Below are 15,225 nucleotides of genomic sequence, written 5' to 3' on the forward strand. Positions count from 1 at the left end.
TTCGCGGGTAGGGGGTGTTATCGTTAGTAAACTATATTTGTCTTTTTTACAGTTAACCCATATCTGTCAGGACAATAAGGGCCGGTTATTTTCCAAACAATCCCTTGATCTTATCCAATACACCACCTCCTTCACCACCGGTAAGGCTTCCCAGGAAACCCTGAATCCCCTGTCCTCCTGTCAGATGGCCCAACACCGACTCCAAACTAAAGCTATTGTCAGTTGTCTCATTGGTCTTATGTACCAGACTTTGTAATACAGTAGGGATCAGATTGGCTGCGACTCCTCCGGCAACAGCAGGGTCGATCCCCAGTTTGCCTACGATGTTCTGAATGAATCCTTCAGAGATGGTTTGAACGGCTGGATTGGCTTGTACATCGCTACCCGGATGACTGAAGAGGTTCAAAACATCCTGGGCCTTTCCCTGTGAAATCATATTCTTAAGGCCGTCAAGGATAGAGCTTCCTGCCGCAGCAGTTACGGCATCATTATGCTCATTGGGAATGGCGGGATTGTTAACAATCGCCTCGCCGGCATGTTCTTTTACCAGATTGATGATGTCTTCCAACATAAGTAATAAGTTTAATTATTTACAAGTTACTACTTAGGTCCGAAGCTTATACGCGGGAAGGTTAATTTATTATGACAAAAATCTATAATCTGTTTAGCCGTGGCCGAATGTGCACGACCATTCAGTAAACCAGGAACCGGCAGATTTAGCGCCCTGTTAATTCTGGCGGGCCATTTTCTCGGAATTTTCGGCAAATTGCAGGGCATCCAGGAATTCCTGGATATTCCCGTTCAATACATCGTCCAGATTGTATACGGTCAGGCCGATGCGGTGATCGGTAACCCGTCCCTGGGGAAAATTATAGGTGCGGATCTTGGCACTGCGATCACCTGTACTTACCAGGCTTTTTCTATGCCGGGAGATCTCTTCTTCCTGTTTGCGGACCTGCTCTTCATACAATTTGGTGCGCAGCATATTCATAGCTTTTTCGCGGTTGCCCAACTGACTTCTTTCCGTTTGGCAGACGACTACTACTCCTGTGGGGATATGGGTCAGAAACACTTTTGTTTCCACCTTATTGACATTCTGACCACCCGCGCCACCACTTCGGGCTGTTTCCATTTTTACATCACTTTCTTTCAATTCAAAATCCACTTCCTCAGCCTCCGGCATAACCGCCACGGTAGCCGCGCTGGTATGCACACGTCCGCTGGTTTCCGTATCAGGAACACGCTGTACCCGGTGAACGCCGCTTTCAAATTTAAGGGTGCCATACACATCATCTCCAATAACCTCTACCTGAACCTCTTTGTAACCTCCAACCGTGCCTTCGCTTTCGCTGAGGATGGCTGTCTTCCAACCTCTTTTCTCACAATATTTTAAATACATCCGAAGGAGATTTCCTGCAAATAAGCTGGCCTCATCCCCTCCTGTACCTGCCCGGATCTCCAGGATCGCATTTTTCTCATCCTGGGGGTCCTTAGGGATCAATAACTGTCGGATAGCTGCTTCCATCTTCTCCTTTTTTTCATCCAACGCTGGCGCTTCCGCCTTGGCCAGATCCCTTAATTCTGCATCATCCCCATTCAGGGCTTCCCTGTAGAAATCGATATCGTCCAATAATTTGCGATATTCCTCATAAGCCAGGACGATCTTCTCCACGCTGCGGTATTCCTTGCTCATGGCACTGAACCTCCTGTTGTCACTGACAATCTCCGGATTACTCAATGACATACCTAAATCTTCGAACCTGGCTTTTATGGCTTCTAATTTATCTAACATGGTTTTTAAGTACTTTTAAGGCGCCGGCCCGGTCCTACAGGACCGGACGCACCGGCGGATAGAAAAAGGTTTGCAATGCCTGGAAAGAGTGCAAAGTTTGCAAAGTTAATCTATTCAGGGTTCATTTATTAACGGTTCATTTTTTAACAGTTCATTTTTTCACGGTTAATCCTTCAACGTTCATCTTTCATTCTATCCATGACCTACAGAAAATTCAAAGCGGACTATTTATTCAACGGGTGGTCCCTCGTTGCACCGGATATGGTCCTGGTTACCAGTGAGGATGGCACCGTAGATGCACTGGTCCCTTTCGCGGAGGCTGGGGAAGGCGTCGAACATCTTAGTGGGATGCTAAGCCCGGGTTTTGTCAACTGTCATTGCCACCTGGAATTATCCCATCTGAAAGGAAGATTGCCGGAAAAGACCGGGCTGACGGATTTCCTGCTGGCAGTATTGAAACAACGGCATTCGGACCCCGAAACTATCCAGTCGGCCATCCGGGATGCCGAAGAGGCCATGATGGGGCAGGGCATTGTAGCAGTGGGTGATATCTGCAATACGACGGACACCCTTTCGCAAAAGTCTGCCGGACAGCTTTATTATCACAATTTCATCGAGACGATGGGTTTTTTGGAAAAAAGTGCCCCGGAGCGATTCGACCATAGCCGCAAGACATTCGAAGCCTACGCGCAGGCCTTCCCCCTTCCAAAAATGGCCCAGGGGTTCAGGGAGGGAAGGCCCATTATTAACCGATTGGCACCAATTAAGGCCACCTCTTTGGTACCTCATGCTCCTTATTCCGTTTCACCACGGTTATTTGACCTGATTGCCAATTTCCCCGGTAATCACCTGCTGACCATTCACTCACAGGAAAGCGAGGCGGAAAACGTATTCTATCAATCGGGCCAGGGGGATTTTTTACGGCTTTATGAGGCCATGGGTCTTGACGTTTCCTTTTTTCATGGAACCGGAAAAAGAAGTCTTGAAAGTTATCTGCCTCATTTTTACCCGAATCAGTCGTTGATCCTGGTGCATAATGTGGCGACCGCGGAGGAAGACCTGCTTTTCGCCCATAAATGGCAGGGTAAAGGAGGGGAGAGCAACAGACAGGAAAAGGTGGAACATCGCTTGTTCTTTTGTCTTTGTCCCAATGCCAATTTATATATCGGCGGCCAGTTGCCGGATGTGGATCTGCTGATCCGTCATCACTGCGCTATTGTTGTGGGAACCGACAGCCTCGCTTCCAACCACCAGCTAAGTATCCTGGAAGAATTAATAACGCTGCAACATCAATTTCCCCATTTGCAAACGGCTACCCTCTTACAATGGGCGACGGCTAACGGTGCCGCAGCATTGCAATTTGAAAACATCCTGGGGGATTTTACTCCGGGCAAACAACCGGGGGTGCTTCTCCTTGAAGAGCTGGATGGAGAGCGTTTGACGGCAGCCTCCCGGGTAAGACGGCTGGTCTGATTTGTTGTGCTTTTGTAGTGCTGATTGATCGGTTTGCAGGACTGGTTTAACGGGCATTTCAGGGGTTTAAGATTGCCTGCAGAACAGCAAGCGTCCTCATCTCCCCGAATTCGGGTACATGCAGCGCGTAAAATAGCTGGTACGACCGGATCAATATCCTCCGGGTTTCCTGGTTCAAGGGCAAACCCTCCAATTCCTCCGGCTGCCTTACCCGTAATAACTGGGAGGTAATGTAACTATAGGTACCTTCCAGATAATGCTGATGAACAGGATGGTCCGCAATAAATACACCTTCCTGCAGATCCAGGATGGAATTCGTTCCGGAATAGGTATCCTGGATACGAAAACCGAAAAACCCTGCCAGGTGAATGATAAAAAATAAAGGATAATTTGCAAGAGCCGCATCTCCGCATTTATCCAGATGCATAAATGCATCTTCCGCAAAATAAAAAAGTTCTGAATTGGGTTCGGGCTGTTTCAAACATTTTTGCAACAACTCTACCATAAACAGAGCAACGGCGTTCTTTAATACATCGAAATATACCTCCTGGTACAGATAACCCCAACGAAACTCGCGTATCCGCTGCAACTGCTTCAACTCATTGTGATAGACCACCAGGTCAAGGATAGCGGCAGGCTGGAAAAGATTAGCCTTGCCATGTCCTTTTTTAGAAGAAGTCCTTACTCCGTTCACTATGTATGATTGAATACCGAATAATTCCGTATAAGCTGTGACGACAAGGCTGGTCTCCCCGTATTTGACGCTTCGCAGCACGATGGCCCGGGTCTTGTGCAATTGCATGTTTAAAAATATTTATTTTCCTATGAACACGATCTTCGTGGCCATTTTCTGTTGCCGGGCCAGATCGTTCACCAATACCAGGTAAACCCCCGTGGATACCTTACGGCCTTTATAATCCCGGCCATCCCATATGGCCTGCCCTCCCAGGGCATTGGTCTGATAAACCAGGCGGCCATCCATTGCAGTAATCTTGACGATCGCCCCGTCCACCAGTCCCCGAATAGCGATGGTACCCTGATAATCCGGAGGAACGGGATTGGGGAACACCAATACATTGGAAATAGTTTCCCCTCCATCAGTTGCCGTACTCCGGAAGGAACAAATACCCTTTGCGGTAGCAAAAAAAACCTCCCCCGATTGCGGATCCACTTCGATCCCTTTCACATCGTTACTCAGCAGCGGAGTATTGTCCCCGGTAAAATGGTAAACGATCTTTTGGGCGTCCGGGCTTATCAGCCAAACCCCGTTCCGGGTCCCAATCCATTTACGGTCTGCACCATCCACCGCTATCGCCTGTACCTGCTGTCCACTGAAAAGATAACCGGCAAAACCGTCAAACTTTACGATCGGCCATACCGCCTCGCATCCGCCGGCAGCAAAAATCTGCTGCGTGCATTGTACCACTCCGATCCCATTAGCCGTTCCCACCCAGATAAAACCGCTTTTGTCTTTGGCCAGACAAAAAACAGTATTATCAGGGAGGTTGCCATTTCCCTGACCTGCCCGGTAAAATTTCCATTGATCATCGGATGTGTTATCCAGTGAAGCACCGGGATTATAACAGAACAGGCCATTGCCTTTTGGTGAAACGACCCAGATCTGTTTGTGATCATCTGCCAGTACCTGGGAAACTGCATTTTCCGTATGTGCAAAGGGAATAGAGACCGGTATCCAGGTCCCGTCGGTCTTTTTTACCAGCAAATCGCTGGCCGCCCCGTAATTGGCAATCCAGAGATTCCCATCCGGATCGAAAGCCAGGCCGCTCACCCGGTATTCGGAAGGTTGACCCTGGACCGGGCCGAGCGGCGAATTTGCTGCATAGACCGTAAAAGAACTATCCGCAGCAATATGCAGCAAACCCTGTCCGTATGAACCGGCCCAAATGCTATTTCCTTTTGCACCATCCGTTGTTTGCTTCGGGTCGATGGCGACCGTGATAAAATTGAAGACGCCCCTCAATGGCGGATACGCTGCAACATTATAGTTTTTCCAGTCTCCCCCTGCAAGACGAAATAATCCATCTCCATTGTGTAATGGCGACCAGTTGGAGTCTGCTCCCCCGGAGGCAGCCCATAAAACACCCGCGCGTTGATCGGCATTTCCGGCAGTACCTCCCGGGCCAACGGCCATTCCGCCGACTGCCAGCGATTGGGGGGAATTCGGGATAAAACGTTCAGGCCCCTCATCGTTCCATGCTGACAGCCCGTTCACGGAATCCGCCACCCAGATATTTCCTTCATAGGACAAAGCCTGGCGGGGGGCCTGTATCACTCCATTCTGCTGAAGGGTCCGTTCCCCGCTCCCTGTTCCCGTCACCACCACTACCCTTCCGCTATCTGCCTGTTGTTCACAAATAATTAATTTCCCTTCCGAAACACTAAGATCCCTGACCTGCCAGCCATCAGCATAGAAAAAATTCCATTGCCCCCCGCTATCTTTCATAAACAGGGAATCCTGCCGCAGGATCACGACTTCTCCCAGCAGGGAGACTACCTGCCCGCAAGGTCCCTGACCCAAACCATTCGTACCGCTTACCAGGGACCAGTTATGAAAATCGGCCAGATCGGGTTCATTTACGGAAGCCTGTTTGAGGCCTTCGGCCGTAGCGGCATAAAATTCCGCTCCATCGGTTGCCAGCGCATACACGGCCACGGTATCTCCATCATTTCCCAGGATATAGGTATCCTTTACTTCGTACTTATCCTCATCAAGGACAACAATTCCCAAACCGGTGGACAGGAATACCTGGTTCTGCCAGGCAAGTATCCGGTTGACCGTTTTATCCCCGGTGACAGAAGCCTGTCTGATATCGGAAATGGTAAACGTATTTTTTCCGGAAAGGATATCGATAGTACTGTTCGTATAGGCTATGATCAGTTTATTGCTCTGCGAATCCGCTTCCAGGGCGCTTATTCCGGTTGTACTGAGTCCATTGGTCCTGCTAAGTCTTTCCAGGCTGTTATCCTTGAGATCGACAGAGAACAGACTGTAAGGCGTTGCGCACCAGATCTTTTGGTCCAGATGGACGACCCGGAGGGCCTGGTGATAGGGCAGATGGTCCCGCCAGTTACCGATAGCCGGCAATTGAGCAAAGGCAAGGCAGGAACCCCAAAAGGAAAAAAACCCGCTCAACAGGACTTTTATTATCATATAAGAGGGTTAAAGTTAGTGGAGGTTCTCCAAACCAGGTACCCTAAGCAGGACTAAAGTTACCGGAAGGCTGAAAAAGCCGGGAAAATACCTTTCTTTGCAGGGTAAAAATTTTTCATCATGTGGGAATCCATTGCCCGACTGGTCCTGAAATTCCGTTTGCCCTTACTGATCCTGTTATTTTCGGTTACTGCCTTCATGGCCTTTCACGCTACAAAAGTGAAAATGAGTTATGATTTCACCCGGACAATACCAACCGACAATCCTAAATACCTGGCCTACCAGGCCTTTCATCAGAAATTTGGAGAGGATGGCAATCAAATGGTAGTCGGCATCCAGTCCGATCATTTTTTTCAACAGGATATTTTTAATGATTATATCCGGCTGAACGAACAATTAAAAAAGGTTCCCGGTGTGGACGATGTGCTGGGCATTTCTTCCGTCATCAACCTGGTTAAGGACGACAGCACCCAAAAACCCAAAGCAGTCCCTGTTTTTCCCGGGCATCAACTTTCCCAGGCGGAAATAGACAGCAGTAAGGCCGTATTCCTGGGTCTTCCGTTCTATGAAGGGCTCCTGTATAACCCCAAAACAAAGATCTGGCTCACGGCCATAACGGTCAATAAAGATGTGATGAATTCGGCCGGACGTATTTTCACGGTGAACGGGATCACCAAGGCGGTGGATAGTTTCGGTCTTCGTCATGGGCTCGTCATTCATTATAGCGGGCTCCCGCTGACCCGGACCTATATGGCCACCAAGATTGCCAAAGAGACGACCGGGTTCCTGCTGGGGTCCATATTCCTCTTCGCGGTCATTGTGCTGCTTTTTTTCCGAAGCCTGAGTACCATGCTGCTTTCCCTTGGAGTCGTGCTGATAGGTGTCGTATTCAGCATGGGAACCATGGACCTGCTGGGTTATAAGATCACGCTGCTGAATGCGCTGACCCCGATCTTAGTCGTGGTGATCGGGATCCCGAACTGTATCTATTTCCTGAATAAATACCATACGGCCTATATCGAAACCAGGGATAAACATCAGGCCCTGCTGCAAATGATAGGAAAGATGGGGGTTGTCACCCTGTTCTGCAATATCAGCGCGGCGATCGGTTTCGGGGTCTTTGCCCTTACCCGGAGCGCCATCCTGAATGAGTTCGGCGTTGTGGCGGGCATCAATATCATGCTCCTTTTCTTTATCTCTTTTATCCTGATCCCCACCGTATTGAGCTATCTCCCTCCCCCCAGGGAGAAACATATGCGTTACCTGGAAAATAAATGGCTGTTAAGGGCTCTGAACAAACTGGAGATCTTTGCCAGGCATCATCGCGGAGCAATATATATTTCCACGGGGATCATCCTCATTGCCGCCATCGCCGGTATGTTCCGGCTTCAATCGGAAGGATTTATCGTGGATGATCTTCCTAAAAAAGACCCTATTTATACGGATCTTAAATTTTTCGAAAAAAACTTTAAGGGGGTGCTGCCGCTGGAAATCGTCGTTGACACCAAAAGAAAGAACGGGTTACGGATCAATATGTTACAAACCCTGGAGAAGATCGATCAATTATCGAGTTATATAGATTCCCAACCGGATATGGCCCGTCCGCTTTCCCTGGTGGAGGGACTGAAATTTGTCCGGCAATCCTATTATGGCGGAGACAGCGCCAACTATAAACTGCCCAATAGCTTTGACCTGGCTTTCCTCTCTTCCTACCTAAAACCGGGCGGGGAAGAAAGTGCAAAGCCTGACAGCCTGATCGTGGCCGGAGCAAAGAAGCCCGCAGCCGGTACTGCCGCAAATGGGGCAGGCGCTGGCGGAATGAAAAAAAACAACCTGACCAGGCTCCTAAAGAGTTTTGTGGACAGTAACCAGCAGCAGGTCCGGATCAGTGTCCGCATGGCCGATGTAGGCAGCAAACGTCTTCCCCTGATTCTGGCAGACCTGGACAAAAGAGCCAAACAGATCTTCGACACCACAAAATATAGGGTGGAATTCACCGGGACCAGCGTGACCTCGCTGGAAGGCAGCTCCTTTATTATTAAAGGATTGAAGGATAGTATTACCTGGGCTTTTTTACTAATCGCCGCCTGTATGTTATTCCTGTTCCGTTCCCTGCGCATATTATTCTGCTCCCTGATCCCGAATGTCATTCCGCTGGTCATCACTGCCGGTATTATGGGATGGGCCGGTGTCCGGCTCAAACCCTCGACAGTGATCGTATTCAGCATCGCCCTCGGCATTGCCATTGATATCACCATCCGGTTCCTGGTAAATTTCAAGCAGGAAGAAGAAAAGGACGGAGCTGATCCTCAACAGACGGTCATCGACACGATCAACAAGACCGGGATCAGCATCATATATACGTCATTGGTATTGATTGCCGGATTCGTGATCTTTTGTTTCAGCGATTTCGGAGGGATCCAGGCCATGGGATGGCTGACTTCCCTTACCCTGGTCATTGCCACGGCAACCAACCTGGTGTTCCTGCCGGCCCTGCTGCTGACCATGACAAAAAAGAAAAAGATATAAGAACTTCTTGGGGTTTAAAAAAAATAACCCCGACGTTCTTATCCATTTATGTCGGGCCTCCGGCCGGTGAGACTTCGTCTCACCATTTTTATTTGGCAGTTAAAAAATCGTCATATGTCCACGAGCCCGTTCTTGATAGCAAACATGACCATTCCGACGCGGGTCCGCACTTTTAATTTTTCGAAGAGTGTATTACGGTAATTTTCTACCGTCCGCGGACTGATGAACATTTTATCTGCAATGTCTTTGTAACTCATTTCCGAACAGATAAGCCGCAGAAAATCTTTTTCTTTATCCGTGAGGACAATCGGATCCTCCGGGTTGCCCATATCTTTATGGAGCCCGCTGATGATCTTCCCCGAAATATATTCTGAGAGATAAAAATCCTTTTTCATGATTGAGTCGAGGGCAAGTTTAAGCTCTTCAGGCTCGATATTCTTCAGTATGTATCCTTTTGCGCCGAGGCGCAGCATCCGGATGATGGTGTTTTCGTCGCTGAACATGGAAAGCGCAAGCACCTTGACCTGTGGATGATTTTTATGCAGCCAGCGGACCGTTTCGTATCCGTCCATATCCGGCATGTTCACATCCAGCAGGACGATATCGGGAACAATGTGCTGGGTGATCTTTGCTTTTATATCCTTTCCGCTATCGCCTTCGAACAAAACCGAATAATTCTCGAACGACCCCACCAGTTTGGCCAGTGCCTTGCGTAAAAGGTTGTGATCGTCAACAATGCCGACCTGTATTTTCTTTAGTGATACTCCCATAAATAAATTATAAAGCTTCCGTTTCCAAAGGTAATTCCACTACAATGGTTGTACCCTTTCCCGGTTGGCTTTGAATATGAATTTTTGCACCGATCAGGTTGGCGCGATTGGTCATACTCTTTAAGCCAATGCCACTGGACGAGGAAGTCTGGGTTTTCTTTTTGGTCATATCAAACCCGACCCCGTTATCCTCAACCTTCAGAACAAATTTATTATCAATTGAGTAAATAACCGCAATATTTACCTGGGTAGCCTGGGAATGTTTCAAAATATTGTTCAGCATTTCCTGGAACATCCGGAAAAGGAAGATTGCCCGCTGATCGTCAAAAGGATATTCCTCCCCTTCCACCGAAAAACCCACTTCCAGTAAACGGGTCCTGCGCAGACTATCCAGGTCGAACCGGATAGCTTCCACCAGACCGATCTGGGCGATCCGGTCCGTATGCAGACTCTTGGTCAGATCGGCCATATCGTAAATGATCTTATTCAACATCTGCCGGCTGTTCTGTACGCTCTCATAAGCGGGATGCTCCGTTTCCAAAGGAAGAATGGAAAGTGATAGTTTTACTACTGAAAGCACCTGACCGATGTTGTCGTGCAATTCCTGTGCAATCGTCTTAAAGGTTGCTTCCTGGATCTCCAATTGGGATTTCAGCAATTCCTGCTCATATTGATCTTTTATACGATTCAATTGCTGCTGCTGCCGTTGCTGCTTGCGCTGATACAGGAATAGCATGGTGAGAATAAAGCCTACCAGCAGCAGGCCGATTACGCCCCCCAGAAGGATAACTACGTAGATTTCCTGATCCTTAGCCGGCATAAAAAAGCAATAGTGAAAGATGAATATAAGAAAACATCGAGCAAATTAAATAAAATCATTAGGTTCTTTAGCAATGACGGGGATGTAATTAAAGCTAAGGAGCTATTTAATCCATATAAGGGAAAGCTGCATATAAAATAGAGCAGAAGTCCTGTACAAATCCAGAAAGCCGGTTGACGGAGCAGGTTTACCGTATGGGTGAGCTGGAATAATTCAAAGAAATAATAAATGCTGAAGGCCACGATGAGGAGACAACCAAAGGAATAGCTCATCGAATGAAAAACTGCGCCTTTTTGCAGGAATAATATATTGAAAAAGGCGACAACCGGATAAGCCAGAATAAGGAATAAAAGAATTTTTTTAACCCTCACCTTGTGAATGATGCCCCGAAGGGTAAATAAATAAAAACATACCGACAGGATCGTAAAGGGATTAAGCAGAAAAATATTGAATTTTCCGTGTGAAAGCAGGTAGACCGAGGTAGATTCCACGATCACATTAATAAATAAGAAAACCGGAAAATAGGTCAGATAGCCAGGAGCCTTCCCCTGAAAGTAGATGGTAATACTTGCTAAAAAAGCAATAACAATAAAAATCAGGGTAAAGTAATAATCCATTGGCCGACAAAATAATGGATATTTTTCATTTCCCCTATCAAAAAGGGGGTGATTTGGATTGAAATTTTCCAAATCACCCCCTTGGATATTAAATGCTTATCTATTTTATTGAACAACTAACTATACAACGGAGAATCCTTTGTCACCCATATCAACAAGCGTACGGGTAATTGGAGCCTGTAAGACTGCAGGGGGGGTAGGAGGATAAGGGAATGGGCAAAATGCGGGGCATGGATGCATTCCAACAAAGGCCAGTAATTTATTCTCCCCGCCGATATACAGCTCTTTACTTGTCCTGGCTGTACCATCACTGCTCCTGGTTCCTACCATTACCAGGGCCTGACGTCCTGACAATTCCGGTTCACCGGCAAAACCTTCCGGATAAATTCCAAAATGCATGCGAACACCATTTCCGCCATGAACCTTGATGTTTTCAATCAGCGCCTCCAGTTCATTCAGACTGTACCAGCTGCTCAGGGCATCTTCTTTTCCGATGCGCTCTGTATTATGGACCCAGGTGTTTTGTTTGTAAGTCCCAATAAAAGTCTCTACCTGCTGCTTGGTTACATAATTGCTAACGGATAATGACTTTTCGGCTGTTACTGATTTTTTTTCAATTACGTTCATGGCTTATTATTTTAGAATGTTGAGGAATAATTTGATGACCTAAAAGTATCCCTGAAGTTTCTAAGAAACTAAGCGCAAGCAGGTACTAATCAATTAATTACAGATTAGTATTATTTATAAAATGAAGAAAATCAGTTAGTCAGGTATTTAATATCACAAAAAAAACGTTTTTTCCTGGTATAAAAAACAGTAAAATTCCACAAAATAGGCACGTATAAAAACGTGGTCAAAAACCACGTTAAACACGCAATAAAATACCGTTTTATTTATTCCGGCCTTTTTCGACGCATTCAAATATTTAATCAGACATTAGTAAAGAGGTTGTTGAGTCCCGTTTTTATTTTTTAATATCCTTGATCTACACATGCGTACGGTTTGCCAGGTTGCAAACTGTTAAAACCGACCACTATAATATTATTGGGAGGAAGTTTAAATCCATTTAACTCGTCTTTAAATCCATTTTATCGCCGGCAACAGCATACATAACCATTAACGCCTTATCCTGTTTTTTTTAGGGTTATCTGGGTATGTATGCTGATGCCCTAATTATATTATTGAGTCGCCTGTTTTCCCTCAAGTGCTTGCCTACTGTGACCATTCTAAATGTTCCGGATACCCATCTGCCAGAAGGCAGACGGGTAATTCCGGGGCATTAACCGGAGATCTGCTTGTTATTTACCCTCACTTTTATGTAATTTCGCGCCACATGGCTTTTGAAAAAAGTGCCATGTGGCGCGAAATTATCATTTAATGGACCAAAGCTCAATGGACCTGTGGTCCATTTTAGTCGCGCTCCAAGGCAATTTGAAAAAAGTGCCATGTGGCGCGAAATTATCATTTAATGGACCAAAGCTCAATGGACCTGTGGTCCATTTAGTCGTGGCAAATGGACCACAGGTCCATTTTGGTCGTCGGTCTATATAACTCTCAAAAAATTTGGCTATCGTGAACAAACAAATCAAGTCAGCTCTTATTTCCGTTTTTTATAAGGATGGTCTGGAAAATATCGTCAAAAAGTTACACCAGGCGGGCGCTATCATCTATTCTACCGGCGGAACCCAGCAATTTATCGAATCCCTGGGCCTTCCCTGCGTAACCGTAGAAAGCCTTACAACCTATCCCTCCATCCTGGGAGGCAGGGTCAAGACTTTACATCCTTCTGTTTTTGGAGGGATCCTGGGGAGAAGGGACAATGTGACCGACCTGGAGGAAATGGCCCGTTATCATATTCCGGAAATCGACCTGGTTATTGTAGACCTGTACCCCTTTGAGGAAACCCTGGCAACTACAAAAGAGGATAAAGCCATTATTGAAAAGATCGATGTAGGCGGCCCTTCCATGATCCGCGGAGCCGCCAAGAACCATAAAGATGTTGTTGTCATAGCCTCCAAAAAAGAGTATGCTTACCTGGAACAGCTGCTTGATGAACAAAAAGGCCAGACTACCCTTGAACAACGAAGGACCCTGGCGGCTAAAGCCTTTGAAGTATGTGCTCATTATGACGTGGTTATAGCCAATTATTTTTTCCGGGAAGGAAATAAGGGTGAGCCAGGAAAAGAGGAATATTTCCTTGAATCCATCCCTTCGCCTAAAACTCTGCGCTATGGTGAAAACCCGCATCAGTCCGCCCGTTTTTTTGGCAATTTGGAAAGCCTTTTTCAGCAATTGAACGGAAAAGAATTATCCTATAATAATCTGGTCGACGTGGACGCTGCCGTTCAACTTATACAGGAATTCGGTCATTCCGGAACAGACGATTCCAACGGCAAACGGCCAGGAGAAGCTGTATTCGCTATTATCAAACATACCAATCCCTGCGGTATCGCCATCCGTCCCTCCTTAAAAGCTGCCTGGGACGCTGCCCTGGCAGGTGACCCTGAAAGCGCGTTCGGTGGTGTCCTGGCCTGCAGCAGCACTGTGGATAAGGCTACGGCAGAAGCCATTCACGAGATCTTTTTCGAAGTACTTATCGCACCTGCTTATGATGCAGATGCCCTGGAGATACTCCGGTCGAAGAAAAACCGTATCCTTCTTCAGCAAAAGACAAGTCTTGCACCTTCCATCCAATACAGATCCTTACTGAACGGAGTACTGCTCCAACAACAGGATGCCGGCAACTATACCGATTGGAAAGAAGCCGGCGGCCGGGAAACGACGGCAGCGGAAAAAGAAGATCTGGCTTTTGCCAACCTCGTTGGCAAACATCTGAAATCCAACTCTATTGCCCTTGTAAAAAATAAACAGCTCATCGGTAAGGGCTGCGGACAAACCAGCCGGATCGACTCCCTTCGGCAGGCCATCGAAAAAGCAAAACAGTTCCAGTTCGATCTGAATGGAGCCACCCTTGCATCTGATGCGTTTTTCCCCTTTAATGATTGTGTACAGATCGCACACGCAGCAGGAATTACGGCATTTATTCAGCCTGGCGGCTCTATTCGTGACAAAGATTCCATTGAATATTGCGTGGAGCACAAATTAGCGATGGTGATTACGGGAATGAGGCATTTTAAACACTGAAAGCACTACGGAAAGCACTACATGCTTTCGCGCCCGGCGAGGGCGCCGACATTAGCCCTTGCTAGCATCCGCAGGATGCGGAGCCGATCATGCAGACTTTCGCGAAACAAATGCTTAAGTACCACTTAGCCGGTTTGTCCTATAGACAACTTCTTAAGCGTCCCAGTAGATCTCATCCCGGAGGAAAGTCTCATACACTTCCCGCCATCCGGCAAACAGGGTATCGGTTCCCAGAAATGAATTATGCCAGATGGTGACCATTAATCCGTTTACTTTCCGGATCAGGTGGTAATAACGCATCAGTTCATTACGGGCCTGATCTGCGGTATAATGTTGTTCATAAAAGGCATTGGCATCCATAAAACAAAAAGGAAAGATCCTCAGACTGGTTGTTTCTTCCTTTTCCAGATCATACCAATAAAAGGAGGAGGCTACGGAAGCCCTGAAACCATTTATACTTCCATAACCCATAGAGAAGTCCTGCAGGATCCCATATTTTATCAGCCGTCTGTACGTTTCCGGCAACGTGAACCGAATATAATGCTGACGGCTACGGGTCACTTTCTGTTCGGTCATACATTCCATCCATTCTATTTCTTCTTTTAGCAAAACTTCATCATCACCGCTTTGCCAGGAAGGATGAACACCTACCCTGCTTCCATGAGCATGATAACGAATCAGCTCCTGCAACGCTGGTTTACAGATAGGAATATTTTTATCCACTCCTGTCTGTCTGGACGCAACCAGGAAAAAATAATAAGCTTTCACCCTGCAATATAAATGCACAGAATCGAGCCATTCATAAGCATCATAAGGATCCCGGCTGTTACCCAGTAATACCGCTCCACGTTCTTTCACCCGGTACCAGTCTCCGTTAATCAAAGACCGCAGCAAACCAAATACATTTC

12 protein-coding genes are annotated in these 15,225 nt (G+C 46.9%); 3 read left to right on the plus strand and 9 right to left on the minus strand.

What is annotated here, in order from left to right:
• Positions 1-85 precede the first annotated feature (85 nt).
• A complete protein-coding gene (locus ACX0G9_RS07945; RefSeq protein ID WP_459064341.1) occupies positions 86-571 on the minus strand; it encodes a hypothetical protein in 486 nt (161 codons plus the stop codon).
• A 156-nt stretch (positions 572-727) separates the two neighbouring features.
• Positions 728-1,792, minus strand: a complete 1,065-nt coding sequence (gene prfA, locus ACX0G9_RS07950; RefSeq protein WP_459064342.1) for a peptide chain release factor 1 — start codon at positions 1,790-1,792, stop codon at positions 728-730.
• A 198-nt stretch (positions 1,793-1,990) separates the two neighbouring features.
• Between prfA and ACX0G9_RS07955 the strand changes: the two genes are divergently transcribed.
• Positions 1,991-3,265 (plus strand): amidohydrolase family protein, encoded by a 1,275-nt coding sequence (locus ACX0G9_RS07955; protein ID WP_459064343.1) that lies wholly within the window; start codon positions 1,991-1,993, stop codon positions 3,263-3,265.
• A gap of 58 nt (positions 3,266-3,323) precedes the next feature.
• Here the strand turns inward: ACX0G9_RS07955 and recO are convergent, their stop codons facing one another.
• Both recO and porZ read right to left on the minus strand, forming a co-directional pair.
• The gene (recO, locus tag ACX0G9_RS07960) at positions 3,324-4,067 is read right to left on the minus strand and encodes a DNA repair protein RecO (RefSeq protein ID WP_459064344.1); all 744 of its coding nucleotides are present in this window, start codon (positions 4,065-4,067) and stop codon (positions 3,324-3,326) included.
• Positions 4,068-4,079: 12 nt separating this feature from the next.
• Complete coding sequence (gene porZ, locus ACX0G9_RS07965) at positions 4,080-6,437, minus strand: type IX secretion system anionic LPS delivery protein PorZ (protein ID WP_459064345.1); 2,358 nt, start codon at positions 6,435-6,437, stop codon at positions 4,080-4,082.
• A gap of 120 nt (positions 6,438-6,557) precedes the next feature.
• On the opposite strand from porZ, the gene ACX0G9_RS07970 reads away from it, so the two are divergent.
• Positions 6,558-8,966 carry an efflux RND transporter permease subunit gene (locus ACX0G9_RS07970; protein WP_459064346.1) on the plus strand — a complete coding sequence of 803 codons (2,409 nt, stop codon included), beginning with the start codon at positions 6,558-6,560 and terminating at the stop codon, positions 8,964-8,966.
• A 110-nt stretch (positions 8,967-9,076) separates the two neighbouring features.
• Here the strand turns inward: ACX0G9_RS07970 and ACX0G9_RS07975 are convergent, their stop codons facing one another.
• The 4 genes from ACX0G9_RS07975 to ACX0G9_RS07990 all read right to left on the minus strand — a co-directional run bounded on the left by ACX0G9_RS07975 (position 9,077) and on the right by ACX0G9_RS07990 (position 11,800).
• A complete protein-coding gene (locus ACX0G9_RS07975; RefSeq protein WP_459064347.1) occupies positions 9,077-9,736 on the minus strand; it encodes a response regulator in 660 nt (219 codons plus the stop codon).
• A gap of 7 nt (positions 9,737-9,743) precedes the next feature.
• Positions 9,744-10,556, minus strand: coding sequence for a sensor histidine kinase (locus tag ACX0G9_RS07980; RefSeq protein WP_459064348.1), 813 nt, complete (start codon positions 10,554-10,556; stop codon positions 9,744-9,746).
• On the minus strand, positions 10,526-11,173 hold the full coding sequence (locus ACX0G9_RS07985) for a hypothetical protein (protein WP_459064349.1): 648 nt from the start codon (positions 11,171-11,173) through the stop codon (positions 10,526-10,528). Before ACX0G9_RS07985 ends, ACX0G9_RS07980 begins: the two co-directional genes overlap by 31 nt.
• Before the next feature lie 120 nt (positions 11,174-11,293).
• Positions 11,294-11,800, minus strand: a complete 507-nt coding sequence (locus ACX0G9_RS07990; protein WP_459064350.1) for a hypothetical protein — start codon at positions 11,798-11,800, stop codon at positions 11,294-11,296.
• A gap of 945 nt (positions 11,801-12,745) precedes the next feature.
• Between ACX0G9_RS07990 and purH the strand changes: the two genes are divergently transcribed.
• Entirely contained in the window at positions 12,746-14,317 is a 1,572-nt protein-coding gene (purH, locus tag ACX0G9_RS07995; RefSeq protein ID WP_459064351.1) for a bifunctional phosphoribosylaminoimidazolecarboxamide formyltransferase/IMP cyclohydrolase, read from the plus strand.
• Between the two features lie 153 nt (positions 14,318-14,470).
• Here the strand turns inward: purH and ACX0G9_RS08000 are convergent.
• Positions 14,471-15,225: polysaccharide deacetylase family protein (locus tag ACX0G9_RS08000; RefSeq protein ID WP_459064352.1), on the minus strand; the 755-nt coding region annotated here is incomplete at its 5' end.

It is taken from the genome of Flavitalea flava, assembly GCF_054461575.1.

Coding starts and splice junctions, on each gene's coding strand:
- ACX0G9_RS07945 (WP_459064341.1), bottom strand. CDS start 571: ATGTTGGAAGACATCATCAATCTGGTAAAAGAACATGCCGGCGAGGCG.
- prfA (WP_459064342.1), bottom strand. CDS start 1,792: ATGTTAGATAAATTAGAAGCCATAAAAGCCAGGTTCGAAGATTTAGGT.
- ACX0G9_RS07955 (WP_459064343.1), top strand. CDS start 1,991: ATGACCTACAGAAAATTCAAAGCGGACTATTTATTCAACGGGTGGTCC.
- recO (WP_459064344.1), bottom strand. CDS start 4,067: ATGCAATTGCACAAGACCCGGGCCATCGTGCTGCGAAGCGTCAAATAC.
- porZ (WP_459064345.1), bottom strand. CDS start 6,437: ATGATAATAAAAGTCCTGTTGAGCGGGTTTTTTTCCTTTTGGGGTTCC.
- ACX0G9_RS07970 (WP_459064346.1), top strand. CDS start 6,558: ATGTGGGAATCCATTGCCCGACTGGTCCTGAAATTCCGTTTGCCCTTA.
- ACX0G9_RS07975 (WP_459064347.1), bottom strand. CDS start 9,736: ATGGGAGTATCACTAAAGAAAATACAGGTCGGCATTGTTGACGATCAC.
- ACX0G9_RS07980 (WP_459064348.1), bottom strand. CDS start 10,556: ATGCCGGCTAAGGATCAGGAAATCTACGTAGTTATCCTTCTGGGGGGC.
- ACX0G9_RS07985 (WP_459064349.1), bottom strand. CDS start 11,173: ATGGATTATTACTTTACCCTGATTTTTATTGTTATTGCTTTTTTAGCA.
- ACX0G9_RS07990 (WP_459064350.1), bottom strand. CDS start 11,800: ATGAACGTAATTGAAAAAAAATCAGTAACAGCCGAAAAGTCATTATCC.